Genomic DNA, 19,373 nt, shown 5'->3' on the forward strand with positions numbered 1-19,373 from the left:
AGTATTGTAAAGCTACTAAACAAATTTTATTATTGACATGAGTTTTACTAAAATTTTGCGAAGTGCCGCAAACTATATCGTTTTCGTTAATAACTATTTAATTTTGAAGACGTTTTGCTACGGATATTTATGTTTAAAAAGTGAAAAATTAGTCTTTTTTGAAAGTATTATCAGACTTAAAAACCGATTCTGGTTCGGTTGCATTTTCGTTTGGATCTTGATTAAGATTTTGTTCTTCTTTTTCTTTTTTTGGATTGAAAATTTTACGCAGTAATTCTCCAAAAGTATCAAAGTCTACATTGTATGCAATTCCTACACCTTGAGTGTAGCCTATTTCTTCTCCAAAGTTACGAATGCTGTTTTCTCTATTAAATACTTTTGCTATTAAAGTTCCTTCTTCATTTAATAAAAAGTCAACCTGAACATCTCCTGCGATAACAGAATCTCCTAATCCACCAACTGGCACACCAACTTTACCGTTAATAAGAACACGGTCTGATATTTTGGTTTGTAAAGTTACACCTACTCTATTATCTGTTTGAAAATCTGGTCTTGTTTGTCCTGCTTCAAAATTTAATCCAACATTAAACTTACCGTCTCCTGAAGATAGTAGGTTGTTAACTAATCCATTTAAACGCTCGGTTAATGTTCCTGTAAAATTAAGGTTTTCTAATCCACGACTAAAGGATCCTGTAGCTAAAAGGAAAAGTGCTTGATTTTCTCTATCTTCTCTTGAGTCTAATCTATAATTTAACTCTGATTTTATTGTTGAGCTTGTATTAGGAAAATCAAACGCATAATTTATTGTTGGTCGTTCTAGTTGATCTGTTAACTCTAAGGTTAAATCTACAGGTATACTTCTGTTAATACCACTATCTAACAATGGTGATGGATTAGCACGTGTACTATATTTTGCTTTTATATCTATTAAGGCGTCTAACGGTGGACCATTCCATGCAAGTGTACTTACATAAGGCTCTACAACAAATTGTTTTTGTACAACACCGCTGTATAGAAAATTGTAAACACCTTCATAAATTACAAAGTCACCGTACATATCAAACTTATTATTAGTGTTTATTTCTATCAATAAACCACCAACACCACGACCTTTTATTGTACTTCCTGAAGTTTTATCTATTAAAATTTCAATTTCGGCATCTTGTGTAACATCTAATTCAAAATTTAAGTCTAAACCTTCATCTATTTCAAAATCTATTTCTTTACCTTCTTCTTTTGCTTGTTTTTCTTCTGGTGTTAAAAAGTGAATGATAGAATTATCTCCAAAAGACTCGTTATCATTTAGTGGAATTTTAAATACAGTACCTTCTTTAGTTTCGGCAATTACATTTATACTTAATGCTTCTGTTGCACCAACAATTTCTGCACTACCACCTATAAATGCGGTACCATAATACATAGATTCTTCTGTATATTTGGTATCTAACACTAAGAGTTTTTGTGTGTTTATGCCTAAGTTTAATTTCCATTTAGAAAAATTATTGTGGCTTATACTACCACTGAAGCTTCCTTTTGTATTGTGTTTAGTGTCTGTAATATTTGTTTTTTGAAAGTTGAAACTTTGGTCTTTCAAAATGACTTTTGTGTTATCCTGAAATTTATAATCAACCATCAAATAAGGCACACCTAATCCGCCATTATTAATTAATAATTCTCCATTAAAATTTGGTTGGTTAAGATTACCTACTACTTGAGTGTTTCCTGTAACCTTACCTCTTATATTGCTTAGAATTCCATCTAAAAATGGATTTAATGGTTTTAAACTAAAATCTCTAAACGCAATATCTAAATCTATAGAAGGCTCTTGTCCTGACACTTTTATATTACCATTGGCTTCAAAAGAGTTTGTTACATCATCCTTTATTTTTGCATTTACCGTATAGTTTGATAAGTCTGAGTTTCCTTCAATTTTTGCATCAAAAGAACCTAGATATGTTTTGTTAAGTTCTAAATTATCTATGGTGATGTTAGAACTTGGTAAATAACTACCGTTTTCTTGTAATACATTAAGTTTTCCATTAATCGTACCTGCAAGACTTAAACTATCAATCTCTGGAATAATTTTATTTAAATCTACATCTTTAAAATTAAGGTTTAAGTCTTTGTAGGTAGAGTCTTTTAAAACACCTGCTAACTTAATTTCTTCATTTTGATGGTTAAGTAAAATGTCTTCAATTTTAAAATCTTTAAAATCTCTATCAAAAATTATTTTATTAAAGTTGTTACGGTCTTCATTAATATGCCAATTATTACCTTTAAAGGTGACATCGCTCTTTTTAAAACCTACAACCGAATTGTTGTCTTGATCTATTGTATGATAAAAACTTAAATCGTAAAGGTCATCATTTCGTTTACCTCCTTTAAATTCGCTACGCATATAAAGCGTATCATTTAAGGTTACATTAATTAAGTTGAATTTTGAAATATTGTAGACGTTTGTATTTATACTATCAATTTCTACGTAAGTATTAAATAATGGATTGTTGTTATCTACTTGTATCTCAATTTCGTTAGCAAAATATTCTAATAGCTTTATTTTTGGTGATTTAAAGGTTAACTCAAACTCTTTTTCGTTACTTTCTACTCTTCCTCTTATAAATGTATTTGGTGCTAACTCTACCTCTGGTAAGAATACTTCTACTATTTTATTATAAATTTTAAAATTGAAATCTATATATTGATTACCTTCTATCTTATTAGGCTTGTAATTTGTGTATATACTTTTTAAAGAGTTTTCAAAAAGCAACTCTAAATCATTAAATTTAAAGTTTCCGCTTAAGCTACCTTCAATAATTTCGGGAGAGTTTATATCTATTATATGTTCGTTATCAATAAATTGAGAGTTAATTTCGAAATCCTTAAAATTATATGTATCATTTTCATTTTTATAGGTAGTATTTTTAAATTGAATGTATCCTACTGCATCATCAATAGTGTTTGCATTCATTTTCATTTCTACAATTCCTGAAAATTCAGACTGTTCGTCTCTATTATAAAAATTTAAAGTTTTTAGGTTGGCATAATCTACATTAGCAATAAAGTCAAAAGTGTTTACTTTTTGAGATAAATCTGCTAATCCGTTAAATTCTAATTTTAAATTTTGATCGTTAACAACAAGCTTACCATTAAATTTGCTCTGCTTATAAACACCATTAACAGCAATGTTTTGGTAATTATAAGCATTGTAGTTTATACTATAAACATCACCTTTTAATTGTGTAGATAAGTTTTCTTTTTTAAACCCAACACCATCTACTTCTACATTTAGAGATGTTGTTGTTAATTTAGGATCGTCTAATAATTTGCCTATATTAAATTGATCTAAAATAATGGTTCCTCTATAAGAAGCGTTATCAATATTATTAACATTATACATCTTTAAATCTGAGTCTACATACCCTAAATCTGTGATAATCTCTAAATCTGCAATTATATTATCTGGCGTTACATGGCTTGTCCCTTTTGCTGTAAAATTACCTAGCTTATCAAAAATTGAAGGTATGGCTTCGCCTAAAACATTAGGTAACAACGCTTTTAAATCTCTATAATTTGAAGACAGATTAGTAAAGCTTCCATCCATTTCAAAATTATTAGCTTCACTATTAAAAAGGTTTTTAAAATTTATATCACCATAAATTTTAGTGTTACTACTTGTGTTTAATCTTAAATTTGTAGTGTTTAAATTATTTAAAGTCCCTGAAAGTTTAGTACTAAAGTTAACTCTTTGATTAGTACCAAATTCATTATAAAATTTATTTAAATCATCAAGTAATATGCTAGCTTCTGTAAAATTTGCATCTACATTTACTTTATCTTCAAAATCTTTAAAATCTTCTCTATTATAATTAAAATTTAAATTTCCCTCTACATAAGATGCTTTGGTTTTAATACTTAAATCATCAAAACGCATTTGTGTTAAAGTATAAGAGAAGTTTGTTGATAAATTTTGAAGTGCTAAACCACGATTATCTACAAATTGCATGGTATTAATACGTGCACTTACATCACTTCCATCAATTAAAAAGTTTGTTGCATTTATGTTTAAATTATCAAACTGAAGTATTTTTGGTGTCTCTTTATTCTCATCAATCATTCTAAACACACCATTATTTATGGTAATATCACTAGAAGACATTAAAAAAGAACTTTTAGATGTTTTAGGTTGGTCATCATCAAATCTTGCTACAAAAACATCTAGATTAGTATCAGTTTCATCTTTGTAGGTTTTAATATTAAACACCAAATCATCTAAACTTATATCGCCAAAATTTAATGTGCCATCATAAAGATTCTTAAAATTAATTATAGAAGTTTTAATCTCTGATGCACTAATTAAAGTATCTAGTTTGTAATCTTTTATTAAAACACCTTTTATCTGTACATCTCCATTAAAAGCAAGACCAACTTTATCTATATTAATATTAGTCTTAAAATCTTGATTTAATCTATCTGTAGCATATTTACCTATCTTTGTTTGTACAGCAGGTATTGATAACACAAGCATTAAAATAATAAATAGCAATACAATTATTGCTATTATCTTACCAAATATTTTAAGTGCTTTTTTGATATTGAATTAAAATTATAATTTTAAAAGAAATCTTACATTTGCATATACGTTAACAAATGTAATCTAGTTGTTAATTAACACTTCAAAATTAACAATTATTATGCCTAAAAAAAGCTAATGAACTCACAAAATATTTATATCCTTGGTATTGAGAGCTCTTGCGACGATACTGCTGCTGCTGTAATCCATAACGGAAAAATTTTAAGTAACATTATTGCTAATCAAAAAATACATGAAGAATATGGCGGCGTTGTGCCAGAATTAGCCAGTCGTGCTCACCAACAAAATATTGTTCCTGTTGTTGACCAAGCACTTAAAAAAGCTGGAGTTACCAAAGATCAATTAAGTGCAGTAGCTTTTACAAAAGGTCCAGGACTTATGGGAAGCTTGTTAGTTGGTACATCTTTTGCAAAATCTTTGGCATATGGATTAAACATACCTTTAATAGACGTAAACCATATGCAAGCACATATTTTAGCGCATTTTATAGATGAAGTAGGTTTTGATAAACCACCTTTTCCGTTCTTAGCAATGACTATTTCTGGTGGACATACTCAAATTGTAAAAGTGAATAATCACTTTGATATGGAAGTTATTGGCGAAACTATAGACGATGCTGTTGGCGAAGCGTTTGATAAAAGTGGAAAATTATTAGGTTTAGGTTATCCTGCAGGACCAGAAATTGACAAACGTGCTAAATTAGGTAATCCACAAGCTTTTAAATTTAGTAAACCAAAAGTAGACGGACTTAATTTTAGTTTTTCAGGTTTAAAAACGGCTATTCTTTATTTTATTCAACGTGAAGTAAAAAATAACCCAAATTTTATAGAAGAAAATCTAAACGATATTTGCGCTAGCATACAATACACCATTATTGGTATTCTAACCGATAAATTAAAAAAAGCAAGCAAAGAAACAGGCATTAAATACATAGCAATTGGTGGTGGCGTTTCAGCAAATTCTGGAATACGACAAGCCTTAAAAGATGGCGAATCTAAACACGGTTGGACAACATATGTGCCTAAATTTGAATTTACCACAGACAATGCAGCTATGATTGCTATTGTTGGCTATTTAAAATATTTAGATAAAGATTTTACTACACAAAATGTAATGGCTAATGCAAGACTAAAAATCTAATTTTGTTAATAACGTTTTAAAAAAGCCTATCTACAACATCTTTTTTTTGTTTTTTTGTTCTATCAAAACTAAAATTCTAAAAATTTAATTAATGAAATATCTACTTACAGTAACACTAGCTTTAATCACTTTTACAGCAACTGCTCAAAAAAAACTGATTAAAAGTTTAGATACTATTACCAACACAGAACAAGCAGAAAAATTTTTAGAAACCAAAAAATCTAGAAAAAACAAGATCCTTATTTTTAATGAAGAAAAGCACCAATCCAAACTAGCTAACGCATTATTAAGCACATCTGTTGGTAGCACAAAAGTGGTTAAAGGTGAATTTGATACGACAGTTTACAAAGTCATAGAAAAAGATAACCAACGTCATTACAGACTAAGTTACGTGTATTTAGATGGTAATAAATTAGATGCCGAAACCATTGTAAAATATAAAAACGAAATCCTTCAATCTTACGAAGATGGTGTTAGGTTTGATGATTTAGCAAAAAAATATTCAATGGATAAAAATGCGTTACGTGGTGGCGATTCTGGTTGGTTAAAAGAAGGTAATCTTCCTGTTGAAGTAGAAACCGAAGCGTTTAATCTAGAACACAAAGTAGGACAAATTTACACGGTTAGAATACCAGAGCCACAAGCTTATTTTGTAATTTTAAAAACGCACAGAATTAAAAAAATTAAAGAAATTAAAGTTTTAAAAGTTATAGATTAATTATAAAGAATAATTTAGCTTTTAATCGTATAAATTACTGTTAGTTAATAGTTTGACGTAACTTACATTAGTAAACGTAAAACAAGCTATTATGAAACTATTTTTAATTAAAGCGATGGTAACTGTATCGTTATTACCATTAGCTTTTTCCCTTAATTCTGGTAAAAAACCAAATAACGACAAAAAAATTACAATTTGTCATGTTCCGCCAGGTAATCCTGGAAATATGCATAAAATAACAATAAGTAATAACGCATTACAAACACATTTAGATCATGGAGATTTTATTTGTACAGGACAAGACCAATAATTAAAATTTATTAAAATAAAGAGTCTTATTTTATCCAAAAGTAAGACTCTTTTTTATTTTTGTATTTTTAAAAATTATATGCAGTTATTCTATAATTCAGATATTTCAGAACAAAACAATACGTTTACTTTTCCTAAAGACGAAAGCAGACACATTGTAAAAGTTTTACGTAAAAAAGTTGGTGATATTCTTTATATCACTAACGGAAACGGATTTCTGTTTACTGCAAAAATCACTATTGCAGATCAAAAAAACTGCGTGGTAAGTATCGAAAATTCCGAATTTAAAAAACCAACAGATTACAAACTTCATTTAGCTGTTGCACCAACAAAAATGAATGACCGCTACGAATGGTTTTTAGAAAAAGCTACCGAAATTGGCATTACTAGCATCACGCCTATTTTTTGCGATCATTCCGAAAGAAAAAATGTAAAATTAGATCGTTTTGAAAAAATTTTACAATCGGCAATGAAACAATCGCTTCATTTATATCTGCCAACTTTAAATCAACCTATATCTTTTAAAGACTATATAAATCAAGGTTTTTCTGGAGATTTATTTATCGCGCATTGCGAAGAAACAGATAAAAAATCATTAAAAAGCGAAATTAAACCCAACACAGAAATCACAATTTTAATTGGTCCTGAAGGCGATTTTTCTGTTAATGAAATTGAAACAGCAATAAAAAATAAATTTATTCCTGTAACTTTGGGTAATACGCGTTTACGTACAGAAACTGCTGCTATTGTTGCCTGTCACAGCGTTGCTTTTATAAACGAATAATTATGAAGTTTAAACTTATCTTATGTTTTTGTCTGTGTTCTATCTTTGGGTTTTCTCAAGATTTAGCAGTCTTAAAATATAAAGGTGGCGGCGATTGGTATAGTAATCCAACTGCTTTACCAAACTTAATCAAGTTTTGTAACGAAAACATTGATACAGCGATGAACACAAAACCAGAAGTTGTTGAAGCTGGCAGTATTGATATTTTTCAATATCCAATGCTTCACATGACTGGTCACGGAAACGTTATTTTTGATGATGCTGAAGCTGAAAACATTAGAAACTATCTTATTTCTGGCGGATTTCTTCACATTGATGATAATTACGGAATGCAGCCTTACGTTGTAGAAGCTTTAAAAAAAGTATTTCCAAATCAAGAGTTGGCAGAATTACCTAATACACACGAGATTTTTAGCGCAGCATTTCAATTTAAAGATGGTTTACCAAAAATACACGAACACGATGGTAAAAGACCACAAGCTTTTGGATTGTATCATGAAGACAGATTACTGGTTTTATTTACTTTTGAAAGTGATTTAGGTGATGGTTGGGAAGATCAGGAAGTACACAATGATCCTGAAGACGTGCGTTTAAAAGCTTTAAAAATGGGCGCAAACATTGTAAAATATGCGTTTGAACATTAAAAATGGATGATTTAATAACAGCTCTTATTGACTTTATTTTTTTAAATTCAGATTATGATCAAAAAAACTCATATACTCAAATATTAAAAACTCTTTTTAAAGTTGTTATATTTTTAATAATAGCAACTATCATTTTATATTTCATATTAAAATAAATCTAAACTCCATTTGCAACTAAACCATTACAATACCAACTTTAAACAACAAACATTTCCTATTACCATTGTTTGTCAAAATGTAACTAACGCGCCTAATATTGGTAGTTTATTCAGGACTTCAGATGCATTTGGTGTAAAAGAATTAGTGTTTACAGGAACCGAAATTCCGTTAGGTAGAAAAATGACCAAAACGTCTAGAGCTACCGAAAAAGTTGTGAATTATCAGGTTGTAGAAGATGCTTTCGGCTTTATTTCTAATTTAAAAAACGAAGGTCATCAAATTATTTCATTAGAAATTACAGATAATAGCCAAGCATTACATAAATTTAATTTCAACTTAAATACGCCAATTGTATTAGTGATTGGTGATGAAAATTTTGGAGTTTCAGATAATATTTTAAGCATTAGTGACGCTATTATTCACATAGATATGTTTGGTCAAAATAGCAGCATGAATGTGGTACAAGCTACTAGTATTGCACTTTACCAAATAACTAAACAACTAAGCCACAAATAGTTTATCTTTACGTTATGACATCAAAAACTATCTCTAACGGAATCCTTCGTGCTGTAGCTATAATTATAGGTGTAGTACTTTTAGGTTGGTTTATTTATAAAGTACAAAGCGTAATTGTTTACCTTGCTATTGCTGGTGTTGTAGCTTTATTAGGTAGACCTATTGTTGTGTTTTTAAAAAGCAAATTAAAATTTAACGACACACTTGCTGTTGTATTTACAATTACTCTCTTTTTGATCTTTATTTTTGGTATTATAAGTCTATTTATTCCTTTAATAATTGAGCAAGGTAACAATTTGTCACTATTAGATATTGATGAGTTACAAAAAAACATAGAAAATTTATACGTAGAAGCAATTAGCCATTTTGGATTAAATACTTCTGATGTTGAAGCGTCTTTAAAAGATTCAAAATTTATGTCTAATCTCAATTTTGGATTTATTCCAGACTTTTTAAATTCGGTTATTTCTGGTTTTGGTAGCTTTAGTATGGGATTATTTTCTGTGTTATTTATTTCGTTTTTCTTCCTTAAAGACAGTAAATTAATGAGCAATGGATTAATTACCATATTACCTAAAAAACACGAAAAAAAACTTAGAAAATCGTTTGTTACGATTAGAGATTTACTAACTAGATATTTTGGCGGGTTGTTATTACAGCTACTTATATTATTTACAATATACTCTATCGTATTGTTCATTTTTGGTATAGAAAACGCTATAATAATAGCTACACTTTGTGCTTTACTTAATGTTATTCCTTATTTAGGTCCTGTAATTAGCGCAGCTTTATTAATATTATTAAGCATGTCTAGTAATTTAGGCGAAAGCTTTAGCGATGTAATTTTACCAAAAACCATTTATGTTATGATTGGTTTTATTATCGCACAATTAGTAGATAACTTTTTTAGTCAACCTTTTATTTTCTCTAAAAGTGTAAAATCTCATCCATTAGAAATCTTTTTAGTAATCATTATTGCTGGACTAATTTCTGGTATTGTTGGACTAATTATAGCTATTCCAGTTTATACTGCAATAAAAGTAATTGCTAAAGAATTTCTAAGTGAATATCGTGTTGTAAACAAGCTTACAGAAGGATTAAATGATTAGTTTCAATAAAGAAATACTAAATATTGAAATTCAAGAATTTATAAAAAATAATATTAATTCAAATATCTCTGAATTAATATTGAAAGGTCTACCCTTTCCTTCTGAAATTTCTTCTGAAATTATTAATCAAATTGAAGCCAAAAACCGTTGCAAAAACAAGCTGAACACTTGGTTTGAAACTGATAATATTTACTATCCAAACAAGCTTAATATTGAGCAAACATCTTCTGAAATTACCGCTAAACACAAAGCGTCTTTAATCAAAGGAAAAAGCCTAATTGATGTAACTGGCGGATTTGGTGTAGACTGTTTTTACTTTGCTAAACAAATTGAAAGTGTAACACATTGTGAGCTTAATAACGATTTATCTAAAATTGTCGCTCACAATAATTCCGTTTTTAAAATTGAAAATATAGATTGTGTTGCTACAAATGGAATAGATTACATCATAAATAACGATACTATATACGACTGGATTTACATTGATCCTTCACGTCGTAACGATGCAAAAGGTAAAGTATTTATGTTGTCTGATTGTTTACCTAATGTCCCGCAACATTTAGATAATCTATTCAAAAAAACTAATAACATCATGATTAAAACATCACCGTTATTAGACATTTCTTTGGGCATAAAAGAACTTGATTTTGTAAAAGAAATTCATTGTATTGCGGTAAATAATGAGGTCAAAGAACTGTTATGGATTTTAGACAAAGGTTTTGACCAATCAGTTAAAATTATAACCACAAATATTAAAAAGGATAAAAAACATAATTTCGAGTTTTATTTAGATGAAGAAGCTAATGCAACGGTTAATTACAGTAAGCCACTAACCTATTTATACGAGCCAAATTCGGCAGTATTAAAATCTGGAGCGTTTAATAGCGTTGCAGAACAATTAAGTGTGTTTAAACTACATAAACATTCGCATTTATACACAAGTGAGCAATTAATAGATTTCCCTGGAAGACGTTTTAAAATTGAAACAATTGCGCCTTACAACAAGAAAAAGTTTAAACAACAATTTAAACTAGATAAAGCTAACTTTACAACTAGAAACTTCCCTGAAACTGTTGCACAATTAAGACAAAAACTTAAAGTTAAAGATGGCGGAACTGACTATTTGTTTTTTACTACAGATGAAGACAACAACAAAATAGTGATTCACTGCACAAAAGCTTAAATTTTAAAAATCGCATCTTCTGTAAACACAATATTAGTGTTTTTTTTATCCGTTTTATTAGTGTTTAAACCTGTAAACTTACTAAAAGCTGGCAATACGATATGATTATCAAACACTTGATAACATGGTAATTTTATAAACTGTTTGCCTTTACCCTTCAACACATATCCTGGATGAATATGTCCTGAAATATAAAATGCATCGTCTTCACATTCATTTAAATCATGAACAAAAGTAAATGGATCTAATTTTAAGCTTGGTTTAAAAATGTCGATATTTAAGTCTTCGTATAATGTAGCTGAAAGTCTGTCGTGATTACCAATAATTAACTGCAATTTCAAGTTATCAAATTGCAACAACCAATCTTTAAAATAGTCTATATCTGTATTAAATTCTGCGTGAAATAAATCACCAACAATTATTAGTTTTTCAGCTTTAAAATGATCTATTAAAGCCTTTAAACGCTGTAAATCTTCAATTAAAACAGATTGACTAATTGGTATACCATTTTTTCTAAATGTAGCCGATTTACCAATATGTAAGTCACTTAAAACCAATGCGTTTTCTGTTTCCAAAAAAAGTGCACGTTGGTTGGTAAACACTAAGTTTTGATTGGCAAATTTTAAACTAATCGTCGCTAATTGTTTCATGCTTCAAATTTAAGCATCTGTTTTTTAATGCGCTCGATACGTTTTTGCAAATCTTCGTTTGTCATCGTGCCTCTTAATCCATCTACTTTTAATGGAAAACTCAATGGTGTAAACGATTTTGAATGCTTAATAATAATCTCACTGTTTTTAATCCTATTAAAAGCTTCACGTAATCTCACTTCTTCTAATTCTTGATTAAAAACTTCGGCATAAGCTTGTCTGATTAATAAGTTAGAAGGCTCATTTTCTTCTAAAACTCTAAAAATCAAACCAGAAGACGATTGCAAACTTTTATTAGTTTTGCGTTGTCCTGGTTGCGATTGCACAACCAAACCAGCAATAACTGCTATATCTCTAAATTTTCGGCTAGCCATTTCACTAGCATTTATACTTGCCACAACATCTTCCATTAAATTCTCAACAGATAATATTTGATGAATTTTAGCCTTATCTAAAGGTAATTCTTGATCGCTTAATAATTCAAAACCATAGTCGTTACATGCAATACTAAAGGTTAACGGTTTAAATTTACTAATACGATATGCCATTAATGCAGCGAAAATCTCGTTAACCAATCTGCCTTCAAACGGATACATAAATAGATGAAATCCGTCTTTTGTGGTGATTAATTCGACTAAAAACTGATTAGCTTTAGGTATTTGTGACGCTTTATTTTGACGTTGCAATAACGGTCTTAAAAACTTTAATTCTTTTTCGGATGTTTTAGCAAGTAAAGCATCGCTTAACTTCAACCTTAAAAAGTGCGTCAAATACGATGTTAATGGCAACGAGCCACCTTTCCAACTTGGTGTAATGGCTTTTTTAGACTTACTTAAAGTTACCAAAGCCGTCATATCTTTAATTTGTTTTAGTTGCAATACACGACCAGCCAAAACAAATGCGTCGCCTTTTTTTAATTTTGAGATAAAAAACTCTTCTATCATACCAATATAACCGCCAGAAAAGAATTTTACCATTAGCATCGCGTCACTAACAATTGTACCAATATTCATGCGATGTAGCATGGCTATTCGTCTACTTTTTACCTTAAATAAACCATCTGTATCTAAAATGACTTTATGAAATTCTTCATATGAGGATAAGGTATTACCGCCTTTTGTTATAAAGTGAATTGCCCAATTAAAATCGTCTTCCGTTAAATACGAATAAGCATGAGTTTGTTGTAAAATTTTAAAAATTTCGTCCTTTTTAAATCCTTCGCCAACAGCTAAAGTGACTAAAAATTGTACCAAAACGTCGTACGCCAAAACAATTGGTGATCGTGTTTCGATTTGTTGTTGTTTTACTGCTTCTTTAACAGCAGCAACTTCGATTAATTGTAAAGAATGCGTTGGAACAAAATATATTTTTGAAGTCTCGAAAGGCGAATGACCGCTACGACCAGCACGTTGTAAAAAGCGTGCTATACCTTTAACTGAGCCTATTTGGATGACACAATCTACAGGCTTAAAATCAACACCAAGATCTAAAGAACTTGTACAAATTACCGCTTTTAAAATACCTGAAGCAATGGCGTCTTCAATAAAATTACGTTGTTTTTTATCTATAGATCCATGATGAATAGCAATCAATCCAGCCAAATCTGGTGCTTCTTCAAGAATGATTTGATACCATAATTCACTTTGATTTCTTGTATTAGTGAATATTAACGTCGTAGTATTTTCATAAATTATCGGTATAATTTTAGAACTCATTGTTCGACCTAAATGTCCTGCCCAAGGAAGTGTTTCGACTTGGTCTGGTAAGACTGAAATTATGTCGATTTTCTTCTTTAATTTCGCTTTAATTTGAATGGTTTTTAAATCTTTATAAGGCATTAAAACCTGCTGAGCTTCATCTAAATTACCAATAGTTGCTGTGATTCCCCAAATTTGAAGTTTTGGAGATAACTGTTTTAATCTTGCTATAGCTAATTCGGTTAAAACACCACGTTTATTACCTAATAACTCGTGCCACTCATCTACCGCAATACAATTAAGATGTTTAAACCAACGTGAATTTTTCTTTTGTGAGAACATTAAATGCAACGTTTCAGGCGTAGTAATCAATACATCGGGCATTAAACGTTCTTGCTTGCGTTTTATGTTTGTTGGCGTATCACCATTTCTAACTTCTATTTGCCAATCTAATCCAATATCTTCAACCGCATTTGTCATTGCTTTGGCCAAATCTTTAGCTAAAGATCTAAGCGGACTAACCCAAATTAATTTTAGTCCTTTTTTATAGGCTTCTGGATGATTTAAATAATCGATAACAACCGCTAAAAACACCGAAAACGTTTTACCAAAACCAGTCGGAGCTACAACTAAACCAGAATGTTTAGTGTAATATTTAGACCAAGTTGTATACTGAAAATCAAATGGTTGCCAATCGTTTTGATGCATCCAATTCTCAATAATTTTATAACCAGTAGAATTTTTAAACTTAGACATCTAACGGATTTGTAATGAGTTGTTTAACAGTTTCTATAGTATCAATTTCTGAAACTGGTTTATCTTTTCGCCAGCGTTTTATTCTTGGAAAACGTAGTGCTACTCCACTTTTATGACGCTTACTAAAAGCAATACCTTCAAAAGCAATCTCAAAAACTAATTCTGGTTTTACTGTTCTTACAGGACCAAATTTTTCGATAGCATTTTTATTAACCCACCTAGAAATTTCGGTAATTTCATCGTTTGTCAAGCCAGAATAGGCTTTAGCAACTGTAACTAAACCGTCTTCTGTTTTTACCGCAAACGTATAATCTGTGTATTTGCTACTTCGTCTACCGCTACCTTTTTGCGCGTAAATCATCACAGCATCAATGGTTAAAGGCTCTACTTTCCACTTCCACCAATCGCCTTTTTTACGACCAACGTGATATTCAGATTGTTTTTGTTTCAGCATTAATCCTTCGCTATTATGCAATCTGGCTTCATTTCTTATCGCATCTAATTCTTCCCATTTATTAAATTGAATCACTTCTGAAAGTTTAAAATTTGGTTTTGATAATTGATTATCGCTAAAGAGTTGCTCAAGTGTATTTCGTCTAAACTGAAGGCTTTTTGCTCTTAAATCTTCATCATTAATTTCTAAAATATCGTAAGCAAAAAAACCAATTGGTACGTCTTGTAATAGTTTTTTTGAGATGGTTTTCCTATTTAATCGCTTCTGTAAATCGTTAAATAATAACACAGATTGATCTTTAACAGCTAGGATTTCGCCATCTAAAACAAAATCTTCTTTTATGGTTGAAACAATTTCAACTAGCTCCGGAAATTGTTTTGTGACCAACTCTTCGCCTCTTGACCAAATGTAAATTTCGTTATTTCGTTTTACAATTTGACCTCTAATGCCGTCCCATTTATATTCGACTTGCCAGTCTGAAACTGAGCCTAATTCGTCAAGATTTTTCTCCAAACTATACGCTAAACAAAACGGATAAGGTTTTGAATTATCGTAATTGATATGCGAACCGTTTATTAAGTCTTCAAACGAAATAGAATTGATGTCCCATTGCCCAATAATACTATGCATCAATTGATTAGCATCGATATTAGTTAGTTTAGAAAGTGCATTTACTAAAGTTTTTTTAGAAACGCCAATTCTAAAACTTCCACCAATTAACTTATTAAAAATAAAGCGTTGTTGCGTATCTAAATGTCGCCAAGCATTCAACACGTAGGCTTTTTTTTCATCATCAGATTTAGTTGAAAGTTGCTTAAGCTCGTCCATATAAATATGTAACGGTTTATCAATTGTATTAGAAGGTTCTGGTAATAATAAGGATAAGGTTTCTCCTAAATCTCCAACAGTGCTGTAAGATTCTAAAAACAACCATTCTGGCAAACCTGTTTCTTCAATACACCATTGTTTTAATAAAGATGTTTTTACAGGTCTTTTAGGTCTTTTTCCTGTAAATAAAGCAATTAACCAGAGTTTATCTTTATCTAAAGCAGTTTCAAAAAAATTGACTAATGCATCTAATTTAGCATTAGTTTTATTGGTAATTTCTAATGAATTTATGAGTTGCGAAAACTGTTTCATTAGCTAGTAGTTGTTAATTGTTGGTCTTTGGCGTCTTCGTTGTCTTCTGTACCATATTCTGTAACGACTTCTTGACTTTCTATACCAATTTCATTTAAATACTTTGAAAATACAGCTTGCGAACCATGAGTGACGTAAACTTTCTCTGCTTCGGTAGCTTTAACAGCAGAAAGTAGTCCATTCCAATCTGCATGATCACTAACTGCAAAGCCAGCATCAACGCCTTTCCAACGTCTATTTCCTCTTATTTGCATCCAACCAGAGCAAATTGCAGTTGCTGCATTAGGAATCTTTTTAAGTAGTTTAGAACCCAATAAAGCTGGAGGAAGAATTACGATTTTGTTATGAATGTCTTTTTTATTGAAATCTGAAGTGATAAGTTTTGATTTTGGTAAAACAATTCCAGATTTAGAAATAGCTTGATTTAGATTGTTAATTGCTGAATGTACATAAACCTCATCAATTCCATCTACTAAAGACATAATTCTTTGCGCTTTACCTAAAGAGTAACCAAAAAAGACACTAGTTTTATTTTGTTTTTGATTATTTACAATCCATTGCTGTAGTTGAGATTGTAATTCGGCTTCTGTTTTCCAACTGTAAATTGGCAAACCAAAAGTACTTTCTGTAATAAATTCGTGACACTTAACAGGCTCAAATGGTGTCGTTATAAAATCTGGATTAGTTTTGTAATCTCCAGAAAACACAACAACTTTTCCTTTATATTCAAGCTTTATTTGAACAGAACCGATAATATGTCCAGCAGGAAAAAATGAAACTTTTACACCATTTACAGTTTTTATTTGGTTGAAATTTAAAGTTTCTATCGAAATGTCTTTTCCTAAACGATGAAGCAGTATGTTTTTTGAGTTCTGATGACACAGATAATGCTTATTTCCCCATCTTGAATGATCTGCATGACCGTGAGAAATTATAGCATAATCTACAGGATACCATGGATCTAAATAAAATTTTCCTGGTATGCAGTAAATACCTTTTTTAGTGAATTTTATGAATTTCAAGCGTTTTTAACTACAAAATACAACCAAAATCATAAAATTATAGTAGACTTAACTAATTTTTAACCAGAAACAAAAAAGCCTTACTAAAATTAGTAAGGCTTTTTGTGATCGCGACAGGATTCGAACCTGTGACCGTCTGCTTAGAAGGCAGATGCTCTATCCAACTGAGCTACGCGACCGATAAAATGTCGGGGTGGCAGGATTCGAACCTGCGACCTCCGCGTCCCAAACGCGGCGCGATAACCGGGCTACGCTACACCCCGAAATTGGTTATCTATATTGCGGAGAGACCGGGATTCGAACCCGGGCATCCCGAAGGATGACAGCTTAGCAGGCTGCTGCATTACCACTCTGCCACCTCTCCTAAATCATTTAATGAACTTTGCAATAAAATTGCGGATGCAAATGTATGATTTCATCTCGTAGAACACAACATTTTTAGTGATTTTTTTGAAATTTTATTCCGGATACTCAATTCTTAAATGGTAAATGTTTGCTAACTTGCGTTTTAGCACTTTTTTTATGGCTTCAATTTCTTTAAAGGTTATGTCTGCATTTAAAAATTGTCCTTCGTCTTTTTGTTTATTTATTATATTTTCTACAAAATTATCAATTTTTGCTGATGTAGGTTCTTTTAAACTTTTTGATGCTGCTTCTACACTATCACACATCATTAGTATTGCAGTTTCTTTACTAAATGGCTTTGGTCCTGGATAGCTAAAGTCTTCTATGTTTACACCTTCATTATTAGCCTTTTCTTTCATGTAGAAATAATAAACTTGACTGGTACCATGGTGTGTTCTTATAAAATCTATTACTCTGTCGGGTAGATTATTTTTCTTAGCAATTTCAATTCCGTTTATAACGTGATTTATTATGATTTGAGCACTTTCTTTTGGAGATAATTCGTCATGACTATTTATTCCTGACGATTGATTTTCAGTAAAATAAGTAGGGTTTTTCATCTTCCCAATATCATGATATAAAGCTCCTACTCTAACCAACATCGCATTTGCATTTATTTCATTTGCAGAAGCTTCTGCTAAATTTGCAACGTTTAATGAGTGATGGAATGTACCTGGAGCTTTATTTGACAGCTCTTTTAAAAGTTTAGAATTTGTATCGGACAATTCTAAAAGAGAAACATCTGATACTAATCCAAATAGCTTTTCATAAACATAAATTAATGGCTGGACAAACAATGTAGCCAACCCGCAAAGTATAAATAGTACAAAGGTTTGGGTATGTATGTTTTCTATACTTGCTTCATGTATAACAAAAAAGGCAAAATAAGCAATGATATAAATTAATGTAATTTGACCTACTGATATGAATAGATTTGCTCTTTTATAAAGTTCTGAAACTGTTAATATGGTTACAATACCTGCAATAATTTGCAAAAACATATACTCATAACTATTTGGCACTATTGATCCAAGTAAAAGCACTGTAATAACGTGTGCAAACAAACCTAATCTAGCATCAAAAAAAGCTTTTAAAACTAAAGGTAAAATAGCTATAGGTACAATATAGACATATTCTGATTTGTAACTTACCACCAAGGTTGTAAGCAAGACAACCACAAATATGTTAAAGAATATAAAGGTAACTTTAGTATTATTGTTAAAAACATCTATTCTATATTTTCTTATAAATAACAATAACATTAATAGGGCTAAAGCGACTAATAATGTGTAAGCAAAAACAATCCAATAATAGTTAGATTTTGTCCAATCTTTAGACTCATATTCATTGACCAAAGAGTTTAAAATTTGAAATTTATTATCGTTTACAATTTCTCCTTTAGAAATAATTAAAGTCTCTTTTTCAATCATTCCCCTATTTACCGAAATAGATTGCAAAGCTTCATTTAAAACATTTTCTGTTAATGTTCTATTATAGGTTAAGTTTGGTTTTATAACATTAAAGAAAAGCGCTGTTATAGAATTTATTTCTTTTGGTGTAAAAATATCTTTTAGTTCGTTTTCAACGGTAGATTTTACTTCAGATTGGTTGAATAAATTTTTAAAATTTGTAGTTTCTTTTTCAACATTATTTTCAAGTATAATTACAGTTTTTTCAGGCTTTAACTTGATGTTTTCGCTTAAAATTCCATATTCATAAAACTCATTTAAAATCTGACTACTTTTTTCTTTAAGAATGTTATAATTTGGTATTGAATCTGAAAAAACATTACTAAAAGACTTTTCAAAAGCATTAAAAACGCTTGATTTAACTTTTTCATTTCTATTAAAATATGCTATAGATTGACTTTTTAGAAGCTCTTTTTCTTTATCAATTTCAGACTTATTTTTCTTTATAGCAAAGTTAAATGGTGCGTAAAGATTTTCTGTTTGCCAAGGTTTTCCTTTTTCAAAGTTATATTTAAAACGACCACTTTTAGGAAATAAAAACACAATTAAAAAAGTAGTAGCTATAAAAAGTAATACTTTGTATATGTTAGAATGGTTTTTGTAAAAAATATTTATGTTGTTGTTCAT

At 30.2% G+C, this 19,373-nt stretch carries 14 protein-coding genes and 3 tRNA genes; 8 read left to right on the forward strand and 9 right to left on the reverse strand.

Annotation, left to right across the window (positions count from 1 at the left end):
• Window positions 1-148: 148 nt before the first annotated feature.
• Complete coding sequence (locus H574_RS0102575) at window positions 149-4,525, reverse strand: translocation/assembly module TamB domain-containing protein (protein ID WP_027879057.1); 4,377 nt, start codon at window positions 4,523-4,525, stop codon at window positions 149-151.
• A 183-nt stretch (window positions 4,526-4,708) separates the two neighbouring features.
• On the opposite strand from H574_RS0102575, the gene tsaD reads away from it, so the two are divergent.
• The 8 genes from tsaD (at window position 4,709) to H574_RS0102615 (ending at window position 11,153) form a co-directional block, all read left to right on the forward strand.
• Window positions 4,709-5,731, forward strand: coding sequence for a tRNA (adenosine(37)-N6)-threonylcarbamoyltransferase complex transferase subunit TsaD (gene tsaD / locus H574_RS0102580; RefSeq protein ID WP_027879058.1), 1,023 nt, complete (start codon window positions 4,709-4,711; stop codon window positions 5,729-5,731).
• Window positions 5,732-5,822: 91 nt separating this feature from the next.
• The gene (locus H574_RS0102585; protein WP_027879059.1) at window positions 5,823-6,449 is read left to right on the forward strand and encodes a peptidylprolyl isomerase; all 627 of its coding nucleotides are present in this window, start codon (window positions 5,823-5,825) and stop codon (window positions 6,447-6,449) included.
• A 91-nt stretch (window positions 6,450-6,540) separates the two neighbouring features.
• Window positions 6,541-6,759: a hypothetical protein gene (locus tag H574_RS0102590; RefSeq protein ID WP_027879060.1), complete on the forward strand. Its 219-nt coding sequence runs from the start codon at window positions 6,541-6,543 to the stop codon at window positions 6,757-6,759.
• 78 nt (window positions 6,760-6,837) lie between these two features.
• Complete coding sequence (locus H574_RS0102595) at window positions 6,838-7,542, forward strand: 16S rRNA (uracil(1498)-N(3))-methyltransferase (RefSeq protein WP_027879061.1); 705 nt, start codon at window positions 6,838-6,840, stop codon at window positions 7,540-7,542.
• Between the two features lie 2 nt (window positions 7,543-7,544).
• On the forward strand, window positions 7,545-8,186 hold the full coding sequence (locus H574_RS0102600; protein WP_027879062.1) for a DUF4159 domain-containing protein: 642 nt from the start codon (window positions 7,545-7,547) through the stop codon (window positions 8,184-8,186).
• Window positions 8,187-8,354: 168 nt separating this feature from the next.
• The gene (locus tag H574_RS0102605) at window positions 8,355-8,861 is read left to right on the forward strand and encodes a TrmH family RNA methyltransferase (protein ID WP_027879063.1); all 507 of its coding nucleotides are present in this window, start codon (window positions 8,355-8,357) and stop codon (window positions 8,859-8,861) included.
• A gap of 14 nt (window positions 8,862-8,875) precedes the next feature.
• Window positions 8,876-9,970, forward strand: coding sequence for an AI-2E family transporter (locus H574_RS0102610; protein ID WP_027879064.1), 1,095 nt, complete (start codon window positions 8,876-8,878; stop codon window positions 9,968-9,970).
• Window positions 9,963-11,153: a THUMP-like domain-containing protein gene (locus H574_RS0102615; protein WP_027879065.1), complete on the forward strand. Its 1,191-nt coding sequence runs from the start codon at window positions 9,963-9,965 to the stop codon at window positions 11,151-11,153. The genes H574_RS0102610 and H574_RS0102615 overlap by 8 nt, the downstream gene beginning before the upstream one ends.
• Here the strand turns inward: H574_RS0102615 and pdeM are convergent.
• The 8 genes from pdeM to H574_RS0102655 form a co-directional block, all read right to left on the reverse strand.
• The gene (gene pdeM, locus H574_RS0102620) at window positions 11,150-11,803 is read right to left on the reverse strand and encodes a ligase-associated DNA damage response endonuclease PdeM (RefSeq protein ID WP_036226928.1); all 654 of its coding nucleotides are present in this window, start codon (window positions 11,801-11,803) and stop codon (window positions 11,150-11,152) included. The two genes, H574_RS0102615 and pdeM, sit on opposite strands and share 4 nt — an antisense overlap.
• Entirely contained in the window at window positions 11,800-14,256 is a 2,457-nt protein-coding gene (locus H574_RS0102625) for a ligase-associated DNA damage response DEXH box helicase (RefSeq protein WP_036226929.1), read from the reverse strand. The genes pdeM and H574_RS0102625 overlap by 4 nt, the downstream gene beginning before the upstream one ends.
• Window positions 14,249-15,850, reverse strand: a complete 1,602-nt coding sequence (locus H574_RS0102630; RefSeq protein WP_027879068.1) for an ATP-dependent DNA ligase — start codon at window positions 15,848-15,850, stop codon at window positions 14,249-14,251. The genes H574_RS0102625 and H574_RS0102630 overlap by 8 nt, the downstream gene beginning before the upstream one ends.
• On the reverse strand, window positions 15,850-16,872 hold the full coding sequence (locus H574_RS0102635) for a ligase-associated DNA damage response exonuclease (protein WP_027879069.1): 1,023 nt from the start codon (window positions 16,870-16,872) through the stop codon (window positions 15,850-15,852). The genes H574_RS0102630 and H574_RS0102635 overlap by 1 nt, the downstream gene beginning before the upstream one ends.
• Before the next feature lie 105 nt (window positions 16,873-16,977).
• Window positions 16,978-17,051, reverse strand: a tRNA-Arg gene (locus H574_RS0102640).
• 9 nt (window positions 17,052-17,060) lie between these two features.
• Window positions 17,061-17,135: transfer RNA gene (locus H574_RS0102645), tRNA-Pro, on the reverse strand.
• 19 nt (window positions 17,136-17,154) lie between these two features.
• Window positions 17,155-17,236, reverse strand: a tRNA-Ser gene (locus H574_RS0102650).
• Window positions 17,237-17,330: 94 nt separating this feature from the next.
• Window positions 17,331-19,373, reverse strand: a complete 2,043-nt coding sequence (locus tag H574_RS0102655) for an HD family phosphohydrolase (RefSeq protein WP_027879070.1) — start codon at window positions 19,371-19,373, stop codon at window positions 17,331-17,333.

This window comes from Mesoflavibacter zeaxanthinifaciens DSM 18436 (assembly GCF_000422365.1).
Classification (GTDB): domain Bacteria; phylum Bacteroidota; class Bacteroidia; order Flavobacteriales; family Flavobacteriaceae; genus Mesoflavibacter; species Mesoflavibacter zeaxanthinifaciens.